This is a genomic window from Rhizobium phaseoli (genome assembly GCF_001664385.1).
Classification (GTDB): domain Bacteria; phylum Pseudomonadota; class Alphaproteobacteria; order Rhizobiales; family Rhizobiaceae; genus Rhizobium; species Rhizobium phaseoli.
On the sequence record NZ_CP013536.1, the window covers coordinates 850205 to 874433 of the forward strand.

The 24229-nt window shown below is 59.8% G+C and carries 26 protein-coding genes and 2 pseudogenes; 5 read left to right on the forward strand and 23 right to left on the reverse strand.

From position 1 onward, the window contains the following. Positions 1-29: 29 nt before the first annotated feature. From AMC88_RS31105 to AMC88_RS31120, 4 genes are all read right to left on the reverse strand, one after another. On the reverse strand, positions 30-806 hold the full coding sequence (locus tag AMC88_RS31105) for a transporter substrate-binding domain-containing protein (protein ID WP_004670144.1): 777 nt from the start codon (positions 804-806) through the stop codon (positions 30-32). Between the two features lie 29 nt (positions 807-835). Beyond that, complete coding sequence (locus AMC88_RS31110) at positions 836-1615, reverse strand: ABC transporter ATP-binding protein (RefSeq protein ID WP_004670142.1); 780 nt, start codon at positions 1613-1615, stop codon at positions 836-838. A gap of 135 nt (positions 1616-1750) precedes the next feature. Beyond that, positions 1751-3160, reverse strand: a complete 1410-nt coding sequence (locus AMC88_RS31115; protein WP_064820400.1) for an aldehyde dehydrogenase family protein — start codon at positions 3158-3160, stop codon at positions 1751-1753. Next, complete coding sequence (locus AMC88_RS31120; RefSeq protein WP_064820401.1) at positions 3157-4221, reverse strand: homoserine dehydrogenase; 1065 nt, start codon at positions 4219-4221, stop codon at positions 3157-3159. The genes AMC88_RS31115 and AMC88_RS31120 overlap by 4 nt, the downstream gene beginning before the upstream one ends. 233 nt (positions 4222-4454) lie before the next feature. Between AMC88_RS31120 and AMC88_RS31125 the strand changes: the two genes are divergently transcribed. Then, positions 4455-4922, forward strand: a complete 468-nt coding sequence (locus AMC88_RS31125; RefSeq protein ID WP_004670133.1) for an Lrp/AsnC family transcriptional regulator — start codon at positions 4455-4457, stop codon at positions 4920-4922. A 471-nt stretch (positions 4923-5393) separates the two neighbouring features. Here AMC88_RS31125 and AMC88_RS31130 read toward each other — a convergent pair whose 3' ends face one another. After that, positions 5394-5684: a hypothetical protein gene (locus tag AMC88_RS31130; protein WP_037113457.1), complete on the reverse strand. Its 291-nt coding sequence runs from the start codon at positions 5682-5684 to the stop codon at positions 5394-5396. Between the two features lie 508 nt (positions 5685-6192). Here AMC88_RS31130 and AMC88_RS32885 point away from each other — a divergent pair. Together AMC88_RS32885 and AMC88_RS31135 are read left to right on the forward strand one after the other, a co-directional pair. Continuing rightward, positions 6193-6474: a type II toxin-antitoxin system RelE/ParE family toxin gene (locus AMC88_RS32885; protein WP_037113455.1), complete on the forward strand. Its 282-nt coding sequence runs from the start codon at positions 6193-6195 to the stop codon at positions 6472-6474. Positions 6475-6504: 30 nt separating this feature from the next. After that, positions 6505-6804: a HigA family addiction module antitoxin gene (locus AMC88_RS31135; protein WP_037144436.1), complete on the forward strand. Its 300-nt coding sequence runs from the start codon at positions 6505-6507 to the stop codon at positions 6802-6804. Positions 6805-7064: 260 nt separating this feature from the next. Here AMC88_RS31135 and AMC88_RS31140 read toward each other — a convergent pair whose 3' ends face one another. The 10 genes from AMC88_RS31140 to AMC88_RS31185 all read right to left on the reverse strand — a co-directional run bounded on the left by AMC88_RS31140 (position 7065) and on the right by AMC88_RS31185 (position 17100). Beyond that, positions 7065-7958 carry an amidohydrolase family protein gene (locus tag AMC88_RS31140; RefSeq protein WP_004670117.1) on the reverse strand — a complete coding sequence of 298 codons (894 nt, stop codon included), beginning with the start codon at positions 7956-7958 and terminating at the stop codon, positions 7065-7067. A gap of 64 nt (positions 7959-8022) precedes the next feature. Next, positions 8023-9000, reverse strand: a complete 978-nt coding sequence (locus tag AMC88_RS31145) for a substrate-binding domain-containing protein (RefSeq protein WP_064820402.1) — start codon at positions 8998-9000, stop codon at positions 8023-8025. Positions 9001-9040: 40 nt separating this feature from the next. Next, complete coding sequence (locus AMC88_RS31150) at positions 9041-10051, reverse strand: ABC transporter permease (RefSeq protein ID WP_037113453.1); 1011 nt, start codon at positions 10049-10051, stop codon at positions 9041-9043. After that, positions 10048-11550, reverse strand: coding sequence for a sugar ABC transporter ATP-binding protein (locus tag AMC88_RS31155; protein WP_004670111.1), 1503 nt, complete (start codon positions 11548-11550; stop codon positions 10048-10050). Before AMC88_RS31155 ends, AMC88_RS31150 begins: the two co-directional genes overlap by 4 nt. A gap of 10 nt (positions 11551-11560) precedes the next feature. Beyond that, a complete protein-coding gene (locus AMC88_RS31160) occupies positions 11561-12820 on the reverse strand; it encodes a TRAP transporter large permease subunit (RefSeq protein ID WP_037113451.1) in 1260 nt (419 codons plus the stop codon). Next, positions 12817-13347: a TRAP transporter small permease gene (locus tag AMC88_RS31165; protein ID WP_037113449.1), complete on the reverse strand. Its 531-nt coding sequence runs from the start codon at positions 13345-13347 to the stop codon at positions 12817-12819. The genes AMC88_RS31160 and AMC88_RS31165 overlap by 4 nt, the downstream gene beginning before the upstream one ends. A gap of 26 nt (positions 13348-13373) precedes the next feature. Then, entirely contained in the window at positions 13374-14381 is a 1008-nt protein-coding gene (locus tag AMC88_RS31170; protein WP_064820579.1) for a TRAP transporter substrate-binding protein, read from the reverse strand. A gap of 59 nt (positions 14382-14440) precedes the next feature. After that, a complete protein-coding gene (locus AMC88_RS31175) occupies positions 14441-15478 on the reverse strand; it encodes a transketolase family protein (RefSeq protein ID WP_064820403.1) in 1038 nt (345 codons plus the stop codon). After that, on the reverse strand, positions 15475-16314 hold the full coding sequence (locus tag AMC88_RS31180; RefSeq protein WP_064820404.1) for a transketolase: 840 nt from the start codon (positions 16312-16314) through the stop codon (positions 15475-15477). Before AMC88_RS31180 ends, AMC88_RS31175 begins: the two co-directional genes overlap by 4 nt. 24 nt (positions 16315-16338) lie before the next feature. Then, positions 16339-17100, reverse strand: a complete 762-nt coding sequence (locus AMC88_RS31185) for an SDR family NAD(P)-dependent oxidoreductase (RefSeq protein ID WP_064820405.1) — start codon at positions 17098-17100, stop codon at positions 16339-16341. A gap of 139 nt (positions 17101-17239) precedes the next feature. On the opposite strand from AMC88_RS31185, the gene AMC88_RS31190 reads away from it, so the two are divergent. Further along, positions 17240-18103, forward strand: a complete 864-nt coding sequence (locus AMC88_RS31190) for a LysR substrate-binding domain-containing protein (RefSeq protein ID WP_037144412.1) — start codon at positions 17240-17242, stop codon at positions 18101-18103. A gap of 10 nt (positions 18104-18113) precedes the next feature. On the opposite strand, the pseudogene AMC88_RS31195 reads toward AMC88_RS31190, so the two are convergent. Continuing rightward, positions 18114-18533: pseudogene (locus tag AMC88_RS31195) on the reverse strand (helix-hairpin-helix domain-containing protein); the annotation flags it as partial. Positions 18534-19567: 1034 nt separating this feature from the next. Here AMC88_RS31195 and AMC88_RS34405 point away from each other — a divergent pair. After that, positions 19568-19747: a hypothetical protein gene (locus AMC88_RS34405; protein WP_081279431.1), complete on the forward strand. Its 180-nt coding sequence runs from the start codon at positions 19568-19570 to the stop codon at positions 19745-19747. A gap of 193 nt (positions 19748-19940) precedes the next feature. Here AMC88_RS34405 and AMC88_RS34410 read toward each other — a convergent pair. The 7 genes and pseudogenes from AMC88_RS34410 to AMC88_RS31220 form a co-directional block, all read right to left on the reverse strand. Continuing rightward, a pseudogene (locus tag AMC88_RS34410) lies at positions 19941-20141 on the reverse strand (diguanylate cyclase domain-containing protein); the annotation flags it as partial. Next, positions 20135-20509, reverse strand: coding sequence for a hypothetical protein (locus AMC88_RS33940; protein ID WP_190311520.1), 375 nt, complete (start codon positions 20507-20509; stop codon positions 20135-20137). The pseudogene AMC88_RS34410 and the gene AMC88_RS33940, both read right to left, overlap by 7 nt. A gap of 513 nt (positions 20510-21022) precedes the next feature. Then, the gene (locus AMC88_RS32900; RefSeq protein ID WP_081279432.1) at positions 21023-21316 is read right to left on the reverse strand and encodes a type II toxin-antitoxin system RelE/ParE family toxin; all 294 of its coding nucleotides are present in this window, start codon (positions 21314-21316) and stop codon (positions 21023-21025) included. Next, on the reverse strand, positions 21313-21621 hold the full coding sequence (locus tag AMC88_RS31205) for a type II toxin-antitoxin system RelB/DinJ family antitoxin (RefSeq protein ID WP_064820408.1): 309 nt from the start codon (positions 21619-21621) through the stop codon (positions 21313-21315). The genes AMC88_RS32900 and AMC88_RS31205 overlap by 4 nt, the downstream gene beginning before the upstream one ends. A 315-nt stretch (positions 21622-21936) precedes the next feature. After that, positions 21937-22725, reverse strand: coding sequence for an NAD(P)-dependent alcohol dehydrogenase (locus AMC88_RS31210; RefSeq protein ID WP_081279433.1), 789 nt, complete (start codon positions 22723-22725; stop codon positions 21937-21939). A gap of 184 nt (positions 22726-22909) precedes the next feature. Next, a complete protein-coding gene (locus AMC88_RS31215) occupies positions 22910-23293 on the reverse strand; it encodes a DoxX family protein (RefSeq protein ID WP_064820409.1) in 384 nt (127 codons plus the stop codon). Positions 23294-23307: 14 nt separating this feature from the next. After that, on the reverse strand, positions 23308-24156 hold the full coding sequence (locus AMC88_RS31220; protein WP_064820410.1) for an SDR family oxidoreductase: 849 nt from the start codon (positions 24154-24156) through the stop codon (positions 23308-23310). Positions 24157-24229 lie beyond the last annotated feature (73 nt).

Below are 24229 nucleotides of genomic sequence, written 5' to 3' on the forward strand. Positions count from 1 at the left end.
AGGCTGCGGTGGCTCCCGCCTCATCGCGATCACTCGCCGTAGGGGTCGAAGTCGAAATACTTCTTGGAGATCTCGGCGTATTTTCCACTAGCCCTAGCAGCGGCGATGGCTGAGTTCAGCTTGGCGAGGAGTTCCGTATCTTCCTTGCGCAAGCCACCACCGATCCCCCGTCCAAGAATAGCCGGATCGTCTTTGACGTTACCCATGTCGGAGCAGCAGCCTTTGCCGAAGTCGGAATGGATGAACGCCATCAGCGGAATGGAATCGCCGAAAACATAGTCGATGCGGCCGACAGCAAGATCCTGGAATGCCTCGTCGAGCGTGGCGTAGGTCTTCTCGGATGCCGCGCCCGCATAGTACTTCTTATAGTAATCCGACTGGATCGTAGAGACCTGTATGCCGATCGTCTTGCCGCTAACATCGGCGACAGTCGTACCAGGCTTGGCACCTTCGGCGCCGATCAGCTTGCTTGGCGTATTGTAATATTTGTCCGTGAATGCGATGGTCTTCTCGCGTTCGTCGGTGATTGACATCGATGACCAGATGACGTCGAACTTCTTGGATTGAAGACCGGGAATTAGGCCATCCCAGGACATGTCGACGATGGAGCAGCTCTCCTTCATCTCGGCGCAGACGGCATTCATCATATCGACTTCCCAGCCGACCCATTTGCCGCTTGCGTCCTTGGCAAAGAACGGCGGATAGGCTTCATTCATGATGCCGAAGCGAACCTCAGCATGTGCGGCCACGGCAGAGACAAGGAGCGCAACTCCGGCAGCGAGATAGATTGCAGTTTTCACGTTCATTCCCCTTTTTTATATTGAAGCGTGTAGCGTTAGTGACGCGATGCACTGGTGAACTCACGGCAACGCTCGCTAGACGGATTGCCGAAAATCTGTTCTGGCGTGCCCTCTTCCTCCACGCGGCCGCGATGGAGGAACATCACGTTATTCGAAACGTCGCGGGCAAATTTCATCTCATGCGTGACCAGCAGCATCGTGCGGCCCTCTTCGGCCAGATTGCGGATAACCTTGAGCACCTCCCCGACAAGTTCGGGATCAAGCGCCGATGTCGGTTCGTCGAACAGCATCACCGAGGGCTCGATACAGAGCGCTCGCGCGATGGAAGCGCGCTGCTGCTGGCCGCCTGACAGGAAAGCCGGATAGGCGTCGCGCTTTTCGTAAAGGCCGACCTTGTGCAGTAGGGCCTCCGCCTTCTCTATGGCTTCCCTGCGACTGGTGCCCAGGACATGCACTGGCGCTTCGATCACATTCTCCAGCACGGTCATGTGGGCCCAGAGGTTGAAACTTTGAAAGACCATGCCTAGGCCGGTGCGAATGCGCTCCACCTGCCGCCAGTTGGCGGGATGGACCTTGCCCTCCCTTTCGGCCTTCATCAGCACTTCCTCACCATTGATGACGAAGCGGCCGCGATCGGGAATCTCCAGAAAGTTAATGCAGCGCAGAAATGTGCTCTTGCCAGAACCGGAGGAACCGATCAGCGAGATCACATCGCCCTTTCTCGCTGCAAGGGAAATTCCCTTCAGCACTTCATGGGAGCCGTAGCTCTTATGCACGTCATCCACGCGTAGCGCGTAGGAATCATCGGTCATCATTCACTTCGTTCCCCACGTCTGAGCGACTTGTTTTTCCTTAGCTTATCGCTAACCCGCACAGCTTGGCCGCGCAGTTTGTCGCATTTGAGAGTTTAGCCTGCACGATTGCGAGATTTTTTGCAGAGTCTCCGCACGTCAGGCGCGGTTGATGCAGATTACTTTCGGCTGCGTCATATCCTCGTAGGCAAAACGCACGCCCTCGCGTCCCATGCTGCCATGCTTGAAGCCTCCAAAGGGCATGGCGTCGAAACGATAGTCCGAGGAGTCGTTGATCATGACTCCGCCGGCTTCTATGCCGGCAGCCGCCTCCAGCGCGTCAGCGAGATTGTCCGTGAAAATTCCCGCGTGGAGGCTGTAGTCGGGCTCGTTGGCCAGACGGATCGCGTCCCTAAGCGTCTCGAAACGTTCGAGCATAACCACCGGCGCAAAGATTTCCTCCCGCCAGAGCCGGCCGTCATGCGGAACACTCTCGAGGACTGTCGGACTGTAGATTGCGCGCTTGCGCTGGTGCCCGCAAAGAAGCCGCGCACCGCCACTGATCGCCTCATCGACAGCAACCTCCGCCCGCTCGGCCGCAGCCTCCGAAATCATCGGCCCGACGTCCGTCCCCTCAGAACTCGGATCGCCGGCGACAACCCTTGCGGTTCCGGCCACGAAGGCGTCACGAAAGCGGTCATAGCAGGCGGCCTGAACGAGGATGCGTTGTGTGCTGATGCAGTTTTGGCCAGCCGCCCAGTAGGCTCCGGAAACGCATCCCTCTACCGCCTTGCCGATATTGCAGTCTGCCATCACGATGACCGGCGCGTTGCCGCCGAGATCCATGGCAAGTTTCTTCAAGCCGGCGGACCGGGAGATCGCCTCCCCTGTCGCAAACCCACCGGTAAACGACACCATCCGAACATCCCGGGCCGAAACGATTGCGTGCCCTAGCTCCGCACCACCGATTGCCACGGTGACGATTGCTTCCGGCAGGCCTGCTTTAATCAATGTCTCGACCAGCTTGAGGGCCGAAAACGGCGCAAGCTCGGAAGGCTTCAAAAGGACCGCATTGCCCCCGGCAATTGCGGGGCCGAGTTTGTGCGCGACGAGGTTCAGGGGGTCGTTGTACGGCGTGATTGCGGCGATGATCCCGAGTGGTTCCCTGGTAAACCAACCCTGACGCGCCTCCGAGCCCGCGTAGGCATCGAACGGAACGATCTCTCCGGCATTGCGCTTGGCCTCCTCCGCAGAGAGCTTCAGTGTATTGACGCAGCGCAACGTCTCCTTACGTGCCTGTACGATCGTCTTGCCCGCCTCGCGGACAATGGTGCGGGCGAAGTCCTCGCTTTGCTCGTCGACTAGCCTTGCAGCCTTTTCCAGAATGGCCGCCCTGCGATGCCGGGGCAGTGCGCGCGACAGCGCCGTTCCCTGTCTCGCGCGGGTTAGAAGTGCGTCGACATCGTCGGGGTCGCTCACCATTACGCGCCCGACAAGCGAGCCGTCATAGGGGTTCAGAACGTCGATCCCGTCCTCACGCTGAGCGATCAGGTGCTTCGCTGCGGTCATTCTGCGGCTTCCTTCGTCGTGTAGGCCGGTTCGGCACGGTGGATGGCGATAATATCCGAGAGAAGCGCATAGGCCGTCTCGACGCGCCCGGCTCCCGGACCGGTAACGGTAACGGCGCCAAGCAAATCGGTCCGGAATGAAATCGCATTGGTGGCCCCGCTTACCCCTGCGAGCGGATGGTCGAGGGCGAGGCGGCGCGGTGCCACGGAGGCTTCGATCCGGCCGTTCTCATTGCGGGAGGCTGAGCCGATCAACTTCCAGCGGCAGCCGTCCTTAGCGGCGGCCTCGATGTCGGATGCGGTAAGCGACGAGATTCCCTTGCAAGACACATCGGCCGGCTTGAGCGCGCCACCCAGCAGTTCATTCGCCAGGATGACCACCTTGAGCCGCACATCGTAACCCTCGACGTCTGCAGTCGGATCGGCCTCGGCATAACCCATCGCCTGCGCCTCGCTCACAGCTGCGGAAAAGCCAAGCCCCGCCTCCGTGCGACCCAAAACGTAATTCGAGGTGCCGTTGAGGATACCTTCGAAACCAGTGAGGCACGCGCCGGCAAGTGTGGTTTTCGCCATGCGGATGACCGGTGTTCCGCTCATCACCGCTCCTTCGTATTCGAAAGCGACATGGTGGCGCCGAGCGAGCATTTTCAGTTCGGCCGCCGCAAGCGCAGCCGGCCCCTTGTTCGTTGTCACGACGTGCTTGCCGCTCTCAAGCGCCCAGCGGCAATGGGAAACGGCCGGTTCACCATCATCGGGGTTAGTGAAGGTGGCTTCCGCAATGATGTCGGCAGGTGCGTGCCGGATGACCTTCTCATTGTCGGCCTCGGCTGATCCGCCAGACAGCTTGGCGAAGCCGCCTCTTTCGAATTTCGTCTCGACGAGCATGCGCGCATCGATACCGTTAGCCGAGACGACCGAACCGAGATCGAGGTCGGTGACGGCAACGATGTTGAGCCGAAAGCCAAGCTCCGCCTGCCATTGCTCGTTCCGCTCGGCGACAAGCTGGGCAAGAGCGCGGTTGACTCCACCAAATCCGATAAGCGCGATGTTGTATTGTACCATGTCGGTTCCTCATCTTGAGTGATGGGAACAGCATGAAGGCGCAGAGAGTCAGCCGGAAGCCCGCAGAACGACCAAAAGATTGGCCGGTCTGCACTGCGCCGGCCACAATTGCGCAGCATCCATCCGAAATCGGCAGATTGAAAATAATGGCCGCATAGATCGCCGGGATTCTGCGGCTTCGCCGCGCAAACTATGCATATGATGCGTCCGAACTAGGGCGAAGGAATGACACCATGGAACCAATTGACTCTTATGACCGCAAAATTCTCGGCATCATCCAGCTCGATTGCCAGATAAAGGCTGAGGCGATCGGCGACCTTATGGGACTCTCCGCGTCAGCGGTGCAGCGGCGCCTCAAGCGGTTGCGTGATTGCGGCATCATCACCGCCGAGATTGCACTTGTCGACCGCAAGGCTGTCGGTAATCCCATGACATTCATCGCAGGCATGGAGATTGAACGCGAGAACTACGACGCACTATCCAAGTTCCGGGTCTGGCTGGCCAAGCAGGAGCATATCCAACAGGTCTACTATGTGACCGGCGCGGTCGACTTGGTCGCCATCATCACCGCGCGCGATGTCGAGCACTATGACGAGCTCACGGCCAATCTGATGTCCGAGAATCCCCAGATCAAGCGCATTCATACCAATGTTGTCCTGAAGGACCTTAAGCTCGGCATGTTCGTTCCGGTTTCAGAATAGTTCAGACGAACGGGCGCGGCTACATGGTTGAACGCGGCGAATTGGCTCGCCTTGAAGGGATAAGAACCGGCGACCCTGCTATTACAAGCTTTCATTGCGACAAAATTCGTTAGACAAGCCAAATATTTAGCGTGGTGGGATTGGGGCCGGAAGCGGTCGGGCAGATTTCGGCGTCCGCATGGCAGAAGCGGGTGTTTGGTCGACACACTTTTGGTCTCGATCTGACCCAGAGCAGACTCTCGGCGCGTGGTCCCTCTCACGAAAGGCAGACATTATTGAGAGCGAGTGTAGGCCTGCGCGATGTCAGCAACGCTACGCTCGACTGTTCGAAGGTCGGCGATCCATGCATGTCCGCGACGTGAGCGCCGACTGACCATTGAACCGGGTCGGCGATCGCAATCGTTAGAGATCGCCCAATTCGCGATTGCGTCGAGGTTGGGCATCTGAGTTCGGGATGGCGAGAGACCCTGGTTAGCTCTTGTGAACGCTATCGACTTCGAACGCCGTCTCCTGGGGTGGCGAGGTGAAGCCGCCCTTGATGCCCTTGCTCATCGCGGGCATCAAGATTCCATCGCGAAACGCCTCCCAGCTCGCCTTAGAGTCGTGAATAGCAACGATCGTCCAGCCCCCCGCGGACGGTCCCGCGGCATGGAAGGTCTGCCCCTTCGGCAGAGCGCCGCCCGCCGGGTGCACTGCAGCGATCGAAGCCTCGTATTGTGACTTCGTCCCACCCGCAAAATGGTGAACTATCCCGTAAGGCATCTCTTCCTCCATTGTGACGTTTGAGTGGTGCCTTTCTATAGCCCATCGTAAGTGTTTTAGCGACTCCTCATATCCACGAGTCATCGAGAGCGATAGGCACCATGGGCAAAGTGACGTTGGTGTGTTTCCACGGGAGCGCGGAACGCGCGAAAGTGGAGACGAGCCAGCTTGTCGACCACGAAATACATCTGCCTAGGGAAAGCCGCCAACGCCCCCTTCTAGTGCCACCGCGACCCCCAAAACGTCGTGCCTGCAACGTCTGCTTTCAGGAATTGGCAGAGCTAGTTTCAATGGCCGACATGGGGGTGCGAAGCCGCCGTTGAGCGCGTTAATCGCAATGTCGGCCCACCAGCGGACGAGCTTTTCGCCTTGAGAAGAATCGAACCGACGATCGACCACTTCCGGATGGCGTAGATAGGATCACGGTTGCGACTCCGTATCGTGCAATGATACATATTGATTGACATTCACCAGTATCACCATATGATACAATTATTAAGAGCCAGACGTGATCAGGTCATTCAAGGACGCCAAAACCGAAGCCGTCGCGCGGGGCAAAGCACCAAAAGGATTTCCTTCTGACATCGTGAGGTCTGCCATTCGGAAATTGACGATCCTGAACAGCGTTGCCGTGCTTGAGGACCTGCGTTCTCCTCCGGGAAATCGATTAGAAGCCCTTAAGGGCAATAGGGAAGGCCAGCATTCGATCCGGATCAATGATCAGTGGCGAATCTGTTTCGTATGGACAGATGCCGGTATCGAAGACGTCGAAATAGTTGACTACCATTGAAGGCCTATCGTGGCACACAGGGAGCTTGAGATGACCCATATACTTCCGCCGGTCCATCCGGGCGAAATTCTCCGCGAGGAATACCTACTTCCTCTGAACATGAGCGCCGGCGCACTGGCGAAAAAGCTTAATGTTCCTCGCACGCGCATCGAACGTATAGCGGCGGAGCAAACACCGATTACGACGGATACCGCACTGCGCCTTGCAAAGTACTTCCGCACAACGCCGGAATTTTGGATGAACATGCAGACAAGCTTCAACCTCAAGACAGAAGAAATGGCACTTCATAGCGAATTGGAGCTTATCCCGGAAATCGATAGAGCGGCATAGTCGGGCCTGCCCCCGTCAGGCACATTCCACTCGATCCATTATGCGATCTTCCTGGCCCAAAACGTGAACCCCATAGCAACAAGCCGGACTCTGGCCCGGAAGCATCTCGCCGTGCCAGAGCCGTCGACCCCGCAACTGTCAGCGCCGCTGGCATAAGAGGTATTTATGGAAATGCATTGAACTGCATCATTAGCGGCTTGGCGTTTAGCCGCTGTCGGGTGCAGGTAGTGGCCGACACTTACGCTGGCTCCGAGAGGCCGCTATAACCGATAGAAGCGCGCTGCGTTGTCGTGAAAAAGTGCGAGGCGCTCGTTTGGAGAATAGCTGGCGGTGATGGACTTGAACGCGTCCATGATCTTGTCGTAGCTGCCGAACAGCTTGTCGACCGGGAAGTTCGAAGCGAACATGCACCTCTCGATGCCGAACGCTTCGATCGCCTCCTCGACATAGGGTCTGATGCTTTCGACGGTCCAGGTCCAGTCGCCCATTCCGAGACCTGAGATTTTGCAGGCGACATTGGGCGCCTGCGCAAGCACGCGCATCCCACTTCGCCACTCCTCGAAATGGCTTGGCCCGTCTACCTGCATGCCCGTGTGGTTCAGGATGATCTGCACGTCGGGAAAATCGCGGGCAAGATCGAGAAATTCTTCCATCTGCCAGTAGTAGAGCTGAAGGTCGAAGCTGAGACCCCGTCGGGCAAGCTGCTTGAAACCGCTGCGCCACTCCGGCGTCCGGCTAACACCAGATTCAGTCAGATAAGTCTTGGCAGGATCCTGGTGGTAGTTCATCGACTGCCGAATGCCGCGGAAATTCGCGTAGGACATGTGCTCGTCAAGGAGATCGCCGACGTCCGGCTTTCTAAAGTCGGCATATCCGACGATGCCGTGAGGAAAACCGTGCTTGTCGGCCACGCCCTGCAGCCACCGCGTCTCACCGGCCGGATCCTCAGGATCGTATCCAACGTCAAGATGAACTGCCTTTACGAGGTTCTGATTTTTCGCGTCAGCCAGAAAGTCGTCGATGAGGTAAGTCTTGTTGATGGCGGTATAGTCGCCGAAGGCAGACGGTTTCACGCCGTCCGACAGCCACGGATAGTAGTTGTGGTCGAGATCCCACAGATGAAAATGCGGATCGATGATCGGGAGGTCTTTCATGCCTGTGGCCCTTCAAGAGATTGCCGAAAAGGACGCCGGCCAGAACAGCCGGCGTCCGCACCACCTAGTTGGCCGGCGGGAACACCCGTGCGATGACGGCTTTCGCTTCCGGCGAGTCGACTTTGTCGGCCGTCACCAGCGGCATCACGAGAGCGAGGTCTTTCTTGACCGGCGCACCGGAGATCGCGTTGAACACCTGCTGCGTCCCGTCGATTCCCTGTCCGACCGCCTCCTGGAAGAAGATGCCCTGGATGGCGTTCGACTTCAGCAGCGAGATCGTCGTCGGGCTGCCGTCTGCAACCGCAATGCCGATTTTGCCGTTAAGACCGCGGGTCTGCAGCACTTTCGCGGCACCTGTACCGGCCTCATCATACATGCCGTAAATGGCCTTGATGTCAGGATGGGCGGTGAGCATGTCATTGGACTGCGTGACCGCCTCGTTGACGGTAAGGCCCCTGGTCTCCAGCATCTGCGCCAGATCGCAGCCGCTCGCCTTGAACGCCTCTTCTGCACCCTTCAGATATTTCTGGGCGTTCTCGCGGTCCTGCGGCAATGAGAGCATGCCGACCTGGTTGCCGCCGCGGTCCTTGGCAAGCTTGCAGACGAATTCGCCCTGCGCCTTGCCGGTCTCATAATTGTTTGCCGTAACCGACGACGTGTAGTCTGTCTGGCCGGGCTGCGGGCCGATGCCGGCGAAGGCGATCGGGATGTTCTGCGATTTCAAATATGCGAGGAGCGGCGGCGTGCTCGTCGAGCTGACGGGGCCGATCACGATGGCGTCGACGCCCTTGGTTACGGCGGTGCGGGCGTTATCCATCTGTTTGGCCGGCGAATTTTCCGACGTGTACTCGACGTAGTCCATGCCGAGTTCCTTAGCCTTTTCCTTCACGCCGTAGCCGACCCACTGCCAGTAGGAGATGTCAAGCGACGGCGCCAGGTATGCCACTGTCTTCTTCTCCCCCGCCTGGGCGGCCGCCGCAAGTGAAAGGACCGCCATTGCGACGCCGGCAAACAGGCCAACTGCGCGTATCGATTTTGTCATTGTCATTCCTCCTCCAAAAACCGGCTTTGCCGGGTTGATGTCAAACGGCGCCCCGCCGCGACTTGCTGAAGCGGTCGATGAGGACCGCGATGAGAATGGCGATGCCGGTGACCGACCCCTGCCAGAAGCTGTTGATGCCGATGAGATTGACGCCGTTCTGGATGACAGTGATCGTCAGAGCCCCCAGCACAGCGCCGACAGCGGTGCCCGTGCCGCCGAGCAGGCTTGCTCCGCCGATCACGACCGCCGCGATGGCTTGGAGCATCAGGCTCGACCCAGCCGTGGATTCGGCGTTGAGAATGTAGGAGATCGTCAGGAGGCCGGAGAACGATGCCAGCAGCGACGACGCGACATAGGCCATGAATTTCGTCCGCTTGACCGGGATGCCAAGCAGATAGGCAGCCGTCGAACTGCTGCCGACGGCATAGAACCAGCGGCCTGCCACCATCTTCTTCAGGAAGAGTTCGATTGCGATCAGGAGGACCACGCAGAAGAGGATGTAATTCGGAACGCCGGGTATCAGGCTGCCGCTGTTGAGGAGCCAGAAGTCCGGATCGCCGATCGGCATCGAGCGCCCGTTGGTGACGATGAAGGCGAGCGAGCCGGCGACGGCAAAGGTGATGAGCGTTACGACGAAGGGCGCCAGACCGGCGATCGTGACGAAGAAGCCGTTGATCGATCCGAAAAGAAGTCCGACGCCGAGGCCGATCAGGCTTGCCGAGATGCCGCCAAACCCGTTTGCCATCGCTTGCGCGGTCACCATGCCGGTCAAGGAGAAGACCGAGCCGACGGAGAGGTCGATACCGCCGGTGATGACGACAAGCAGGACGCCCAGCGACATGATGATAAGAGGCGCACCGGCCTGCGTGATATTGGCGAAGTTGCCCCAGGTGAGCGCCTGCGGAACCTGCGAGCCGACCGCAAGGGCCAGCAGCACGATGGCGAGAGCGATCGCAATCTCCGTCCTGTAGACGCTAAAGAGGCTTTCCCTCTGTCTGATTTGTGTTGCCGGCGCCTCAGTCGGCGCGATGTGTGCCCGTGTCCCAGTCATGCGGCCATTCCAGTCAAAGTGACAAGTTTCTCTTCACTGAAGTCGTCGCGGTCCATCACGCCGGCACACCGCCCCTCGGTGTCGAAGGCGATGATGCAGTCGCAGACTTCCAGCAGTTCGGCATTTTCCGTGGACCACCAGACGATCACTGTGCCTGAAGCGGCCATCTGTCTGATGAGCTGGTAGATCTCTCGCTTGGTTCCGATGTCGACGCCTCTGGTTGGCTCCTCGAGGACGAGCAGCCGGGAGGGCACGCCCAGCCAGCGGGCAAGCAGCAGCTTCTGCTGCGTGCCACCGCTCAGCGTGCTCGGCAGATCCCAGACGGAAGCGGCCTTCACCTTCAGGGCCTCCAGAAGATCGAGGCATTCGCCCCCTTCAGAGCCGCCGGCGAAGAGCGCGCCTTTTGTCACGCGGCGGGACGCCATGACGTTATCGATGATCGGAAGACTGTGGAGGACTCCCTTGTGTGCACGATCGCCGGTCACATATCCCGCTCCCAGGCGGGCGGCCTTGCGCGGCGATCGGAGCTGGTCCGGCCATCCCGCACGCGCAACCGTCCATCGCTTCTTCCGGGCGGCACCTGTCAGCGCTTCGATCAGTGCCGACGGTCCAGCCGGTGCGCCGGCCACGCCGAGCACGGTGCCTGGCTGCAGTTCCAGCCTGAAACCTGCCTCCTCGATGGCAATAGTGTCCGTCGCAGCGGAGGCGTCCGACCGGTAGTCGGGCCGCGGCGCCCGTTGCGGTGCATGAGAGGCTGCCACCTGCCCCATCCTTTCGATGATGCCGGCGTCCGTCAGGTCTTCCATCGGCTGACGATCGACCACCGTGCGGCCGTCGCGGATGATCGTGCAGACATTGGCGATGTGCCTGATCTCCTTCATTCGGTGCGAGACGAACACGACCGACAGACCGGTATCCCGGGTGAGGCGCCTCAGCACCGCAAACAGCCTCTCTGTCTCTAGAGCTGTGAGATTGGCAGTCGGCTCGTCGAGGAGGATCAATTTCGCACCCGATGAAAGAGCCCTGGCGATTTCAACCATCTGAGCTTCATGGAGGCTGAGGCTCCCAACCAGGCTGTGTAAGGACCTGGCGGCAAAGTCCTGATCGATCATCCGCAGCGCGTCGTAGGCCTGTCCCGCTGCGGTCGTACGCCGAAACACGGCCGCACCTCTCCTGTGATGCGGCAGGATAATGTTTTCGGCGACGGTCAGGTGCGGCAGGAGCGCAAGTTCCTGGTGCACGACCGCAACCTTCGCCCTGCCCTCGGCTTCGCTCCGTTCGCTACCGTCGCTGTCGAAGAAGCGGATCTCTCCATCATTCTTCGAGGCCGCACCCGTAATGATCTTGATCATCGTCGACTTGCCGGCGCCGTTACCGCCAAGCAGCGCATGAACCTCCCCGCGAGCAACGGAGAAGTCGACGCCTTTGAGGACCGAGGTTGCACCGTAGGACTTTGTAAGTCCTCGGACGGTGATGATGTTCTTCGACGTTTCACTCATCGAACGCTCCTCAGTAGATCGTCAGCGCGGGCACGAAGCTGACCGCGAGGAGGAGGAGCATGGCCATGCCGAAATACGGCCATAGTTCGTTGGTCGTCGTTCCCAGCGGCGCCTTTGCGATCGACGACGAGATGAACAGGGTGGTGCCGATCGGCGGCGTGTAGAGCCCGATCCCGAGGTTGATCACCATCATCAGTCCAAGCTGGACCCGGTCGAGACCGATGGAATCGGCCAGAGGAACGAAGATCGGCCCGAGCAGGAGGATCGCCGGCGGCATATCGAGCGGCATGCCGACCACCAGCATGATCAGGTTCATCATCAGAATGATGACGATCGGACTGGAGATGTGCGTCGAAACCCATTCGGCCATGTGCTGCGGAGCCTGATCGAATGTCAGCACCCAGCCGACCGCCGCGCTGCCCATGATCACGAGCATGACGACGCCCGTCGCGACGCCCGCCTCCACCATGTTCTCGCAGAAGCGTTTCCAGGTCAGGTCACGGTAGAAGAGGATGCTGAGCAGCAGCGAGTAGACGACCGACAGGACCGAGACCTCTGTCGGCGTCGCCAGGCCGGATCGCAAAAAGATAATGATCAGGATCGGCAGCAGGATTGCCGGGAAACTCTTTAGTGCCAGTCGCGCCAGCTCGCGCTTGCGGACCTTCACGGCCTCGACGGGATAGCCGCGCCTCACGGAGACATACCAGCAGACGAACACGAAGCTCGCCGCCATGATCAGCCCCGGAACGATGCCTGAGATGAACAGGTCGCCGACGCTGACGCCGCTGATCAGAGCGTAGAGGATCATCGGGATCGAAGGCGGGATGAGGACGTCGATGACAGCGGAGGTCGCGTTGTTGGCGGCGCAGAGCGCCGGCGGAAACCCGTGCTTCTTCTGCCAGGGGATGAGGACGGAGCCGAGCGCACTCGCATTCGCCACGGCCGAACCGGATACGCCGCCAAAGACGACCGAGGATACGACGGTGGTCGAGAGCGGTCCGCCCCTCCACCGCTGCATGGCGCGAGAGGCGAGTTCAAGGAGCTGACGCCCCAACTCGCCGCCAAGCATCAGCGTGCCTGCAAGCATGAAGAACGGAAGCGCCAGCATCGGGAAGGACTGGGTCTGGTCGTAGACCTGCTGGGCGACCACCGAGAGCGGAACGTAACCGTTGAACAGGACTCCAAGCCCCGCTGCAATGATCAGCCCATAGCCGACGGGAACGGCGAGGACCATGAGGATGCAGAAGGAAATGATCATGACGAGTGTCATAGCGCGATTTCCTCGGGCTTGATCTCGAGGCGGTGATCCCAGCCCAAGCGGAGAACGCGGACGGTCGCGGCGATGGTGACGATGGACACCAGCACCGCGCCGATCGACAGCGAGTAATAGCCGATGCTGTTCGGAAGCTGCAGAACGGGGCTGTGTTCTGCCCCGGCAATCTCGGCCACCACGGTCGCCTGATATGCCAGCACCAGAAATGCGGCGACGCTGATCGCGTTCGCTACGATGAGCGCCGTCGTCCGAGCACTGCCGTCGAGCTTTTCGTAGAGCCATTCGACGGCCATATGCCCGCCCGCATGGGCCGCAATGATGATCCCCGCGATGATGAACCACGGAAACATCAGCATGGGCAGCTCCTGGGCGAACGACAGTCCCCCGCTCGCCGAAACGTATCGAGCCACGACGTTGGCCGTCGTGACCACTGTCAGCGCTATGCCGCTGACGATGATGACCAAACGGGCGAATAAGACGATGATACCGGCGACCAGATCGACGGCTGAATAAAACCTGCTCATGGGGCCTCCGGATCGTGAGAGGAGCCTCAGCCCCTCGCAGCCGCTTCCACCTGGGTGACAAAATCGCCGAAAGGCTTCTTCTTCCAGCTGTCCGCGACGGACGCGGTCGCCTTGACGAAAGCGTCGTGGTCGACTTCCACAACCTCGACGGCGGAGTTCTTCTTGAATTTCTCGAGCACGTCAGCGGCCTTCTCGCTCGAGAGCTTCCGCTGAAGAGCACCCGCCTCCTTTGCCGCGGCCTTGACCGCCTCTAAATCAGACCCCAACCGGCCCTGAGCGATCTTCGACATCAGGAACGGTGTAGATTCCCATTTGTGGGCGGTCAGGCTGATGTATTTGTTGACCTCGTGAAGTTTCGAGCTTTCGATATTGGCGAGCGGATTCTCCTGCCCATCGACAACGCCCTGCTGCAAGGCGATGTAGAGCTCGCCGAAGGCGATCTGTTCGGTGCCTGCTCCCAATGCCTGGAAAATGTCGATGGTCATGGGATCGGCCGGTGTTCTGATTTTCATGCCCACCAGGTCGGCAGGCGAAGCCACCTTCCGCTTCGAGTTCGTCAGGTGCCGGATGCCGTTGTCCCACCAGTCGAGCGGTACGACTCCGACCGCTTCGAAGCGGCGGTTGAGCTCGACCCCCACCGGACCGTTCAGGACGGCCATCGCGTTGTCGGTGTTTTCGAACAGGAACGGCAGGCCGAGCGCGCTGAGTTCCGGAACGATCGCCGAAGTTGCGCCCTGGCTGTTGGCGGTGAAGTCCAGCGCGCCTGTCCTGAGACTGGTAAGCATCGCGGAGTCGCTGCCAAGCGTCTCGGCGCCTGCGACGTTGATCTGGATACGACCTTCGGTCTTCTGCTTGACGAGTTCCGCGAATTTAGCGGCAGCGACGGTTCTGGGATTGCCGGGGGCGGCGCCATGGCCAAGGGTCAGGGTGGTGGCGGCAGCGCTGGCGGACCGGCTTGAAAGCACGATTGCCGGGGCCGCAAGCGCCGCCGCTGCGGTCGCCAGGAAAAACCTTCGATTGATCTGCAAGCTCATTTCATCCTCCATCACAAGCTTGTTTGGGCGGCCGGCATCTCCTCAACCGGCAGACGTCGTCAGGTCGAGAGCCATGCCTTGACCGCCTCCGTCACCTTGAGGGTCGACAGGCCGTATTGGTCATGGAGCGTCGGCAAGGCGCCCGCCTCCAGGAACTGGTCGGGCAGGCCGATCTGGCGGAAGCCTGGCGGTGCGACGCCGGCACGCAACAGCGCTCCGGCGACTGCCTCTCCAAGGCCGCCTATGACGGTGTGGTTCTCTGCCACGACCACGAGCCGCCCACCTTTGCGGCACTCGGCGACGACGGTTGCCTCGTCGAGCGGCTTTATGGTCGGGACGTGCAGGACGGCAGCGTCGACGCCGTCGTTTTGAAGCTGCTTGGCAGCCTCGAGCGCGCGCATCGTCATCAGGCCCGACGAGATGATGAGAGTGTCCTTGCCATCACGAAGGAGCTTGGCTTTGCCGAGTTCGAACTTGTAGCCGTATTCCTCCAGAACCAGCGGAACGTTGCCGCGCAGCAGGCGCATGTAGACCGGCCCCTTATGGGCGGCAATCGCCGGAACCGCCTGCTCGATCTCGCTCGCGTCGCATGGATCGACGATCGTCAGATTCGGCATCCCACGGAACATCGCGAGATCCTCCGTCGCCTGGTGGCTCGGCCCGTAGCCCGTCGTGAGGCCCGGAAGGGCGCAGACTATCTTCACGTCCAGCATCTCCTCGGCGATCGCCAGGCAGATGAAGTCGTAGGCCCGCCGGGATGCGAAGACGGCATATGTCGTTACCCAAGGCTGAAAGCCTTCGCGCGCCATGCCGGCCGCCGACATCATCAGCAACTGTTCCGCCATCCCCATCTGGTAGAAGCGGTCGGGATGGGCAGCACGGAACACGTGAAGGTCCGTGTATTTCGCGAGGTCGGCGGACATGCCGACAATGCTGTCGTCCTTCCGCGCCAGAGCTGCCAGGGCGTTACCGAAAGGCGCGGGCCTGGTCGGCTGATCGGGGCCGGCAATCGATGCGATCATCGCCGACGTCGTAAGCCGGGGCTTGTCGACGCCGCTTTCAAGATGCGCAGGCCGGATGTACTTGGAACGCCTCATGCTTGCACTCCCGCATCGATGATCCTGAGGGCCTCGCCCCATTCGTGGGGTTCGACGCGCAGGAAGTGGTTTCGATCGCGCGCCTCGAGGAAGGGCACCCCCTTCGCCATCTTCGTGTCGCATATGATGATGCGAGGCTTCGCCTCGGCGTAATGACGAGCAGCGTCGAAGGCTACTACGAGCGCGCCGATATCGTTGCCGTCGACCCGCTGCACGAACCAGCCAAAGGCTTCGAATTTGGGGGCCAGCGGTTCAAAATTGAGCACCCCGATCGATGGGCCGTCGGCCTGCATCTGATTGACGTCAACGATGCCAATCAGATTGTTGAGCTTATAGGAGCCGGCCGACATCGCGGCCTCCCAGGTGGAACCCTCGTCAAGTTCGCCGTCGGAAAACAGATTATAAACAAAGGAAGAGGACTTCTTCCGCTTCAGCGCCAAGGCCATGCCGACCGCGATGCCAAGCCCGTGTCCAAGCGATCCGCCGGTGATCTCCATTCCGGGCGTGTAGGCGGCCATGCCGGACATCGGCAGGCGGCTGTCATCCGTGCCATAGGTTTCCAGCTCGTCTTCCGGAATGATCTTGGCTTCTATCAGAGCAGCGTAAAGCGCGATCGCATAGTGGCCGATCGACAACAGGAACCTGTCGCGCCCTTCCCATTCCGGATCTTCCGGCCGGTAATTCGTGGCGTAGAAGTAGGATACGGCAAGGACGTCGGCGACGCCGAGCGCTTGGGCGATGTAACCCTGCCCCTGCACTTCGCCCATGCGCAGCGCGTGACGGCGGATGCGCCGGGCGCGTTCTGTCAGGCTGATATTGTGGCCAATCTGGCTCATGTCGGTCTCTCTCCGGATTGAACCTCAGTGGATCAACATGCCACCGTTGACGTCGATGACCGCACCGGTGACGTAGGCCGACAGATCGGAGGCCAGGAACAGATAGATATTCGCGACGTCCTCGGCCTCTCCGAGCCTGCTCAGAGGGATGCCCTTGATGATGTCGGCGCGCATCTGGTCGGTGAGTTTGCCACCGGTGATATCCGTCTGGATGAGGCCCGGCGTGACGGAGTTGACGCGAATGCCGGCTGGACCGAATTCGCGAGCCATCGCTTTGGCGAGGCCGAGCACGCCTGCCTTGGCTGCGGAGTAATGAGGTCCGCCGAAGATGCCGCCACCTCGCTGCGCCGAGACGGAGGACATGCAGGCGATCGATCCGCCACCATTGTCGCGCATGTATGGGATGAATGCCTGGCTCAGGAAGAGCACACCGGTCATGTTGACGGCGATGATCCGCTGCCAGTCGGCTTCGGTGATATCGAGCGTGCCGACCGGCTGGGTGATGCCGGCATTGTTGACGAGCGCGTTTACCGAACCGAAGGAGGCGATCACCTTGGATGCGGCCTCGGCGCAGGATGCCTTGTCGGCGACGTCGCAGCGCAATCCCACGTGGCTACCGGCCTTGACGCTGGGCAGCGACGCGGCCACCTCCGCAGCAGCGTCAGCGTCGATATCTAGGATGGCGACGCGAGCGCCATGCTCGGCGAAAAGCTTCGCCGTCGCACGGCCGATGCCGCGCCTGCTCGCCGCGCCCGAAATGACCGCGGTCTTCCCATTGAGTAACATGTAATCTCCTCCCGATGCGTCCCAGCATCTGGCAAATCTTCGGCAAGTCAGTTGGCTTGCGGGGTCGAAACTGATCGAGTTGACGCCATTCGACAAACGCGAAGTTTACAACGGTAGGTGAATCTGGTTCACTAATCGAATGCTACAGATGGCCTCCTTATCTACGGTGCGCATATTCGAAGCCGCGGCACGACTTAGCTCCTTTCGCGCTGCCGCGGAGGAACTCCATCTCTCTCCGAGTGCGGTGAGTCATGCGATCGCCAAGCTGGAGCGTGACCTGGGCACCTCTCTATTCGAACGCAGCACCCGAAAAGTCACCCTGACGCTGGCCGGTCAGACACTCCTGTCCCATGCTTCCAATGCCTTTGAAGAGCTTCGTCGCGGTGTTGAGATGATTTCATCCAACAAGACCCACCTCCTGCGGGTTCACTGCGCGCCGAGCTACGCAGCGCAGGTGCTCTCGGCACGCCTTCCCGACTTCCTGGGCAAAAACGAGGGGGTCGAGGTCCGGGTGGCGGCGAGCACAAATTACGCAAGGTTCGTCGACGGCCTGTTCGACGTTGATATTGTTTACGGCGAGCCTTCCAACCGGGAGGATCTCATCGTCGTGCCTTTGGGGGAGGAAGTCGTATCGCCCCTGTGCAGTCCGAAAATGGCAGAGCGGCTGAAAACGCCGCGCGATCTTGAACGCCTGCCACTTATCAGAAGCGATTTAAAGCGCATTCAATGGATCGACTGGTTCGAACTCAACAATCTCGGTCCCCCTCCTCTTCCTGCGATGAGCTTCGACAGAAGTTTTCTCGCGGTTGACGCGGCAGCAAATGGTTTGGGGGTTGCCTTAGAATCCAACACTCTCGCAAATCGGGAACTCGACAGCGGCCGCCTTGTGCGGCCCTTCACCAATTGTAGAGACAATCGTTACATTGGACATTACTTGGCTTATCCGAAAAGTGGCAGCCAACGTCGGCTCTCGAAAGCCTTTGCGGACTGGATCACGTCGTAGTCATCGCTGCGACGTCCGGCTCCTGCTGCTTGGCGATCGCCCGCGCCTCGCGCTCGGCTGCGGCCGTAAACAGTGGCAGCGGCTCGTCGCGGAGCGCCTTGATCGCCCAGAGCGCATCGCGTCGTTCGAGCCGCAATGACGGCAGGAACGCGTCGGCCTCGGCGAGCTCGACAAGAGAAGCGGCCGGCACGCCCGACCGGCGCCACATGTCATCCACCGAAGCGAAGGGTTCGTCGCCGCGCGCGGCGACAATGCGGGATGAGTCAGCGGTTGCCAATCCGCGCACCAGCCGCATGCCGAGCCGCACCGCAGTGCCTTCGACCTCCTCCAGCGTGCAGTCCCAACGCGAGCGATTGATGCAGACCGGTCGCACCTCGGCGCCGTGTTTCTTCGCATCGATGACGATTTGAGCGGGCGCATAAAATCCCAAAGAGCGCCGCGGCCACGCCGTCGATAGCGCCATTCCCGCCGCCGGCGACTTCGTGCAGGGCACCGAAGGCCAGGCCGCGGGGCGCGATGTGCTTCAACGCGACAGGATCTCACGACTTGTGTTTGGCCTATACAAAAGGCGTCGGGCCGCGCGGAGCGTCGCTTTGGGAGCAGACCGGAAACTTACCTCCGCACGACCCAACTCTGGAGTCGGGTGGATCGCGAGGAGGAAGCATTTTGCGATCTAAACAGTACTTGCTTTCTCCTGCGATCCAATGAACTAACCTCATTGTCGCTCCACGGTTCCCGTACGATGCCGGACGAAAAATCCCCGCTTTAGCGGGGATGAGTGGGTGGGGTTGGTTTGTAAGCATTGCGCACCAGGGTGCACGCCTATTTTGCGCGACAATACTTTAATTGCAATAAGTAGTACTTTACCCTTTTCGAGTTATGTTTCCCGTTGTAAAGTAACTTGTTGTACGTTATCGGACAATAGAGGGAAGGCAACTAGAAATCGAATTAACACATCCTATTATCTAGAGGCCGCTCGGCGATTATTTGCTAACCCCAAGCATTTGTCTCCTGCGCCGGGCGGCGATCCGGTCTTTGATCAGTCACGCCAATTGTTGCGCCGCTTAGGGAACGCCCTCCTGAAGCAGCGTCTTCCCAATGTCTTCTCCAGCGGGCCACTGAAAAGCACCCGCAGGCCCTTTTCAGCCAGGAGGCTCCTTCAGCCAGCCCTTGGCGACCAGCGCCTCTTCCGTTCCTTGATGCTTCGCGTGCGATCCGGTCTCCGGTATGTCGATGCCTGAGCGGTACACTTTCCCCAGCAGCCACGCATCTTCGGCCGTCGCATATGGTATTGCCATCGACAGCGGTCAGCGATGCGCAGATGAGCATGGCCGCAATCATTGTCCATTAGATCTCGGACAAGTGTTCGACAACGTACCACGTGGTTCGACATGTCTTATTTAATAGCATTCTAATTTAGCATTGCATAAACCAACTACTTGGCAGTAGGAGGACTGAGTAAGCATGCAGCGTATTAAATCTCTCGAGAATGTCGAAACCAAACCGGTGTGGTCGGTAAAGCATTTCGCCAAGCGCCACCATCTCACTGACATTGAGGAAGCCCGCCTGCTGCAGCTATTCGGCCCCTTTGCTACAGCATCCGAACTTCTTCATAACGCTCGGCGAAAGCCCCGGTGGCGTTAGTGCTACGCCCGGCTCATCGCTAGCCGAGCGTCCGTCGCAGTCAGTTCGTGCGGACGGAACGCTGTGGGCTGCCAACTCCTTCACCTTTTCAGGCTTCGAACTCCAAGAAACTTCCCTCAAGCTTCAGGGCGAACTTCGCCAACTTCATGTTTTGTTGGACGGTCGTCTGCTGCTCGAGGAAGACAACGAGAGGTCGTCGGCGAAGCACGGCTTGGATCCGTTCCGCCGTCATCCTGAGCACCGTGTCGCCGGCGCCGTGCCCAAGGGTGTCGTTGACCGGTTTGAAGTCATCCAGATCCAGCAGCATCAGCGCCAGCTTTTGACCCTTCGGCATGGGAAAGCTTGTCTCGAGATCGCTGGTGAATTGGCGGCGGTTTGCCAATCCCGTCAGAACGTAACTGCACTGTCCAAATTGCCGTTAGCTTGGGCTGTCCGAGCAGCTTCCAGCTTTTGTTCGTCAGGCCAGGACGAAGGGTAGACCAATGCAGCCTTCACCTTCAGTTCCTCGTCGGGATCAGCAATGCCCGCACGTAGTTTCTCTTTCAGGGATTCCCGGTGGTTGATCTCATTTTCGTTGGCGACCAGTTCTTCTTCACTGTAGCTCGGCGGACCGGCACGGCCGACAATCTGCTCGAGCTCGTTCGTCGAGGCTCCGCTTTGCTCACCGGTTCGAACTTGCGCCGCGACGTCTTCGCGTGCCTGAACGGCAGTCGTCCCGGCAAACGGAGATTTCTGGAGTAACCGCCGCACCGACTGAGCCAACCGACGAGATCAATTTGTGCTCCTATGAAAAACAGCCGCGGCATGACCGCCGAAAAAACGACAAGAGCTTCGATGCTGCCGCCGCCCGGCAGGGAAGCGAGGGCGGACAAATGCATGCGGCGTTAGTCCGCATGCGCGATCGCAGGCGGTCAGAAACGGTCGCGTTGTGACTGACTGGAGCCAGTCGCGGCCTCCTCTATCCTCACATCCGCTTTTGCAGCGCATTGGTTGCCTGATCGAAGCCAGCCCACGAAAGTGGGATGGCGAGTGTCGCAAGTGGCGAGGCGACCTAGACCACCATGTTCGCGATCTCCTAGACCGTTGCCGGCCGCTGGATGATGGAGGTCGGCCGATGCGTCGTCCACCACGAACGGTGCGGCGCTGAGAGCCGATGGCGGTGTCGTGGATTCGCTTGCCTAGAGGCGAGCAGGCGAAGTGCAGCAGATCCGACGGTGGTCGCCTTGAACCAGTTCGAACCACCGACCCGTTAATTCTCAGCACCGAGAACAAAGCCTAGCTCGTTGGCAAAGTGTCTGGCCATTCCTGCGCGCCATGGAGGACGCGAAGAATACGGACTGCTGTTTCGGTAATTGCATAAGCCGCGACGTACGGCGTACCGTTAATTACCAGTTCGCGGGTTCCAGCAATTCTGCCAACACGACCGCTTGCGGGAAAATCTATCAACCGACGAACGGCAGCAACGATCCGTTCGTCGACCAGAATAGCGGCTGACGGATTTTCCGCTTCTATGTACGTAAATATGGCGTCGCGGTCAGATAATGCGAAGACAGACCAGGTAAGCTTCACGATTTTCGAGAACCCGCTTTAAGTCGGGCTGCCGCTCGACGTGCGGCAAAATGTGCCTCGGCTTCGTTATCCGAGACGTCTGGTCGAGTATCGTTCAGCGCTTCAAGCACCTTGGTGCGAAACCACGCGTCATGCGCCTCGCTGCCTGAGAGAAGCTCGAGTGGCAGCGCACCCTCATTGGCCGTCCGGGTGAGCAAGATACGAACCGCGTCCGATACTGTAAGCCCCATGTTTTCAAGCACTGCGGAGGCCCGATCCCGGACTTCGGCATCAATACGAGTTTGCACGAGTGCATTTGCAGCCATAGCTATCTCCACTTTTCGGTGCGATAGTAATGCAAATGAATGACAAATGCCATAGCGCATTTTGAGCGGCTTTCGCCCCTCTCGTTTCTTTTAGTTGCTCTTGAATGTATCTGAACAGACGGCGTAATCTCAATCAGGTGGGTACTTCTGACGCCACTTAGCAGCGCAAAGAGTAGGAGACTCAGGGGGCGAGAACGGCTGTGCAAAGAATGCTGATCAATATGCATTCTTTCGTGCCATGATTACCCGCTGCCGTATTCAGCAACACAATGTTTGTGGCGACCGCGCCCGTCGGTGCGGCGCCGCATATTGTTATCACTGGGCGCTCACCGCAACAAAACCCTTCCCGGCGATGCGCTCCCCACCTTCCAGCGACCGAATGAGATCGATAGCGCGATCCAGCGGCACTGTGCGGCTGATGGAGATTTTGAGTTTTCCCTGGGCCGCGAGCGCAACGACTTCACGCATAGTCGCCTCGTCCTGCTTGCCCATCACGAATTTGCGGGAGCGAGAGAGGAAGATACGCACGATCTTTGCGAACGAAGAATTGATATCGAGGATTGCGCCTCCAGGCTTGCTGAGCCTGCTCTCCTTCCGGACCGTCAACCCACCATGCGTGTCGAAAACGACATCGAACTTTCCGTACTGCTCAGGCGGAATTGGCTGCCTGTAGTCGAGCACAGCGTCGACACCGATGCCACGCGCGGCATCCGCGGCGTCACCAGCGACGCGTCCAGTCAGCGATGCCCCCAAGGCCTTTGCGATTTGTGTCGCCGCTTGCCCGACCGCGCCATACGCGCCGTTGATGAAGACCGACTGGCCCGGCTTGAGCCGGGCCTTCTGCACGAGCGCGGTCCAGGCGGTGGAGGCGGCGACAGGTAGGGTCGCGGCGTCTTCGTGGGACAAGGCGGCAGGCTTCGCGATCGCCAGCGCCCCTTTGGTGGTGAGTGTTTCCGCAAATGAACCGGAGGTCTTTACCGGCGTCACTCCGAGAACTTCATCGCCCATCTTGAAACGCTTCACTTCGCTGCCGATCCCTTCAACCACGCCCGAGAAGTCATGTCCCATACCACGTGGAAACTTGCGGCCGGTCATGATCTTCATCGCGCCCTGACGAATCTTCTAGTCGACGGGATTGATCGAGGCAGCCCTTAGTCTTACGAGGATTTCGTCGGCGGCTAGCTCGGGCAGCCGATATTCCTCAAGGCGCATCTCTTCCGGGCCGCCATATCGATGAAACTGTGCTCTCTACATTGCAATCTCCAGAGAAGGACCACGCGTTGGTGCCTCAGGCCGGTAGCGGCGGATACGGCGACTTCTTCGCGCGCGCGGCGTTCTGAGTCAGGAACGAGACGACCAGCGCAACGAGCCCGACGACCGCCGGGGCGAACGCTCCGTCGTGAGCGTTGATATGTGCCGAGAAGGCGAGCAGCAGATGGTAGAACATCCCGGCATAGGCGAGGTCACTGAGACGAACGTTCACGCGCGACAGGACCGCGACGACACCCAGAATCTTGACGGGGATCAGGACATCCCGGAGATAGGCGGGATAGCCGAGCCCAATGAAGGCTTGGCGCACCTGGTCCCCCATCAGCAGGTAGTGGGTCGCCGAAGCGAGATAGAGCAGGCACACAAGCGCCGTGCTGATCCAATAGGCATATTTCCTAATCATGTTTGACGAGCCTCTCAAACCAGTTGCTGAGCGAGGATGTCGCGCAAGGATTTTGGAGCACGCCCAGAGAGGCGCTGGACATCGCCGGTCACGATATCAAACTTGCCGTTGGCGAAGCTGCGCTTGATCTCGACGAACGCCTCGATGATGGGGTCAGGCAAGCCCGACTGTGAAAGTCCGGCGCGTAACTGCTCTTCCGAGATGACGGCGAAGCTGGTCGGCTTGCCAAGCAGTTCCGAGACGATTGCAGCGCGTTTGGGCCCGCTGACGGCGGCGGGTCCGGTGGTAGTGTAGATTGCGCCTTCGTGATCGTGCCCCAGCAGCGCGCCGGCAGCCGCGGCGGCTAGATCATCGCGAGAGACGTAGGAAACGCGCTCATCGCCCAAACCTGCGAGCACACCCTGGCCCTGGGACATCTTGATCTCGTCGGCCATGCTCTCGGCGTAGTAGCTCATCCGCAGGATCGTCCATCGCGAGGCGGTCTTGATGAGGTGCTGCTCGCCCGTCCAGTACGCCGCTGCAAGGCTCGGCTCGGCCTCCTCGTGCGTGCCGGCCGCCGACATCAGGAAGATGTGCGGGACACCAGCCTCCAGAGCGGCATCGATGGCGTTCTTGAGCTGGCCTCCGCGCACTCCCGGACGCAGGTCGGCGCTCGGGATGATCAGCAGCCGATCAAGCCCCGCATACGCCTTCACAAGCAATGCGGGTTGGTCATAATCGCCGAGGCGCGCCTCGACCGTTCCAGAGACGCTTTCGGGCGACCGCGATATCGCCACGACATCATGGCCGCCGCCGCGCGCGATCAGTTCCGCAACGACGGCCCCGCCGAGCTTGCCACTCGCACCACTCACTCCGATCTTCATTTTGGATGCTCCCTTTCGATCCACGAACAAAATGTTAGTGACGATATGATCGATATCGGGTAAGAGCACAAGA

Bases quoted from the DNA above. Each gene is read 5' to 3' on its own strand.
- AMC88_RS31130 (WP_037113457.1), bottom strand. From the start codon at position 5,684: ATGCCTTACGGGATAGTTCACCATTTTGCGGGTGGGACGAAGTCACAA.
- AMC88_RS31170 (WP_064820579.1), bottom strand. From the start codon at position 14,381: ATGAGCTTGCAGATCAATCGAAGGTTTTTCCTGGCGACCGCAGCGGCG.
- AMC88_RS31160 (WP_037113451.1), bottom strand. From the start codon at position 12,820: ATGACACTCGTCATGATCATTTCCTTCTGCATCCTCATGGTCCTCGCC.
- AMC88_RS31210 (WP_081279433.1), bottom strand. From the start codon at position 22,725: ATGAAGATCATGACCGGCCGCAAGTTTCCACGTGGTATGGGACATGAC.
- AMC88_RS31120 (WP_064820401.1), bottom strand. From the start codon at position 4,221: ATGGTACAATACAACATCGCGCTTATCGGATTTGGTGGAGTCAACCGC.
- AMC88_RS31135 (WP_037144436.1), top strand. From the start codon at position 6,505: ATGACCCATATACTTCCGCCGGTCCATCCGGGCGAAATTCTCCGCGAG.
- AMC88_RS31165 (WP_037113449.1), bottom strand. From the start codon at position 13,347: ATGAGCAGGTTTTATTCAGCCGTCGATCTGGTCGCCGGTATCATCGTC.
- AMC88_RS31180 (WP_064820404.1), bottom strand. From the start codon at position 16,314: ATGAGCCAGATTGGCCACAATATCAGCCTGACAGAACGCGCCCGGCGC.
- AMC88_RS31175 (WP_064820403.1), bottom strand. From the start codon at position 15,478: ATGAGGCGTTCCAAGTACATCCGGCCTGCGCATCTTGAAAGCGGCGTC.
- AMC88_RS31220 (WP_064820410.1), bottom strand. From the start codon at position 24,156: ATGAAGATCGGAGTGAGTGGTGCGAGTGGCAAGCTCGGCGGGGCCGTC.
- AMC88_RS31140 (WP_004670117.1), bottom strand. From the start codon at position 7,958: ATGAAAGACCTCCCGATCATCGATCCGCATTTTCATCTGTGGGATCTC.
- AMC88_RS31110 (WP_004670142.1), bottom strand. From the start codon at position 1,615: ATGATGACCGATGATTCCTACGCGCTACGCGTGGATGACGTGCATAAG.
- AMC88_RS34405 (WP_081279431.1), top strand. From the start codon at position 19,568: ATGCAGCGTATTAAATCTCTCGAGAATGTCGAAACCAAACCGGTGTGG.
- AMC88_RS31115 (WP_064820400.1), bottom strand. From the start codon at position 3,160: ATGACCGCAGCGAAGCACCTGATCGCTCAGCGTGAGGACGGGATCGAC.
- AMC88_RS31155 (WP_004670111.1), bottom strand. From the start codon at position 11,550: ATGAGTGAAACGTCGAAGAACATCATCACCGTCCGAGGACTTACAAAG.
- AMC88_RS31185 (WP_064820405.1), bottom strand. From the start codon at position 17,100: ATGTTACTCAATGGGAAGACCGCGGTCATTTCGGGCGCGGCGAGCAGG.
- AMC88_RS31205 (WP_064820408.1), bottom strand. From the start codon at position 21,621: ATGGCTGCAAATGCACTCGTGCAAACTCGTATTGATGCCGAAGTCCGG.
- AMC88_RS31190 (WP_037144412.1), top strand. From the start codon at position 17,240: ATGCTACAGATGGCCTCCTTATCTACGGTGCGCATATTCGAAGCCGCG.
- AMC88_RS31145 (WP_064820402.1), bottom strand. From the start codon at position 9,000: ATGACAAAATCGATACGCGCAGTTGGCCTGTTTGCCGGCGTCGCAATG.
- AMC88_RS31215 (WP_064820409.1), bottom strand. From the start codon at position 23,293: ATGATTAGGAAATATGCCTATTGGATCAGCACGGCGCTTGTGTGCCTG.
- AMC88_RS31125 (WP_004670133.1), top strand. From the start codon at position 4,455: ATGGAACCAATTGACTCTTATGACCGCAAAATTCTCGGCATCATCCAG.
- AMC88_RS31105 (WP_004670144.1), bottom strand. From the start codon at position 806: ATGAACGTGAAAACTGCAATCTATCTCGCTGCCGGAGTTGCGCTCCTT.
- AMC88_RS31150 (WP_037113453.1), bottom strand. From the start codon at position 10,051: ATGACTGGGACACGGGCACACATCGCGCCGACTGAGGCGCCGGCAACA.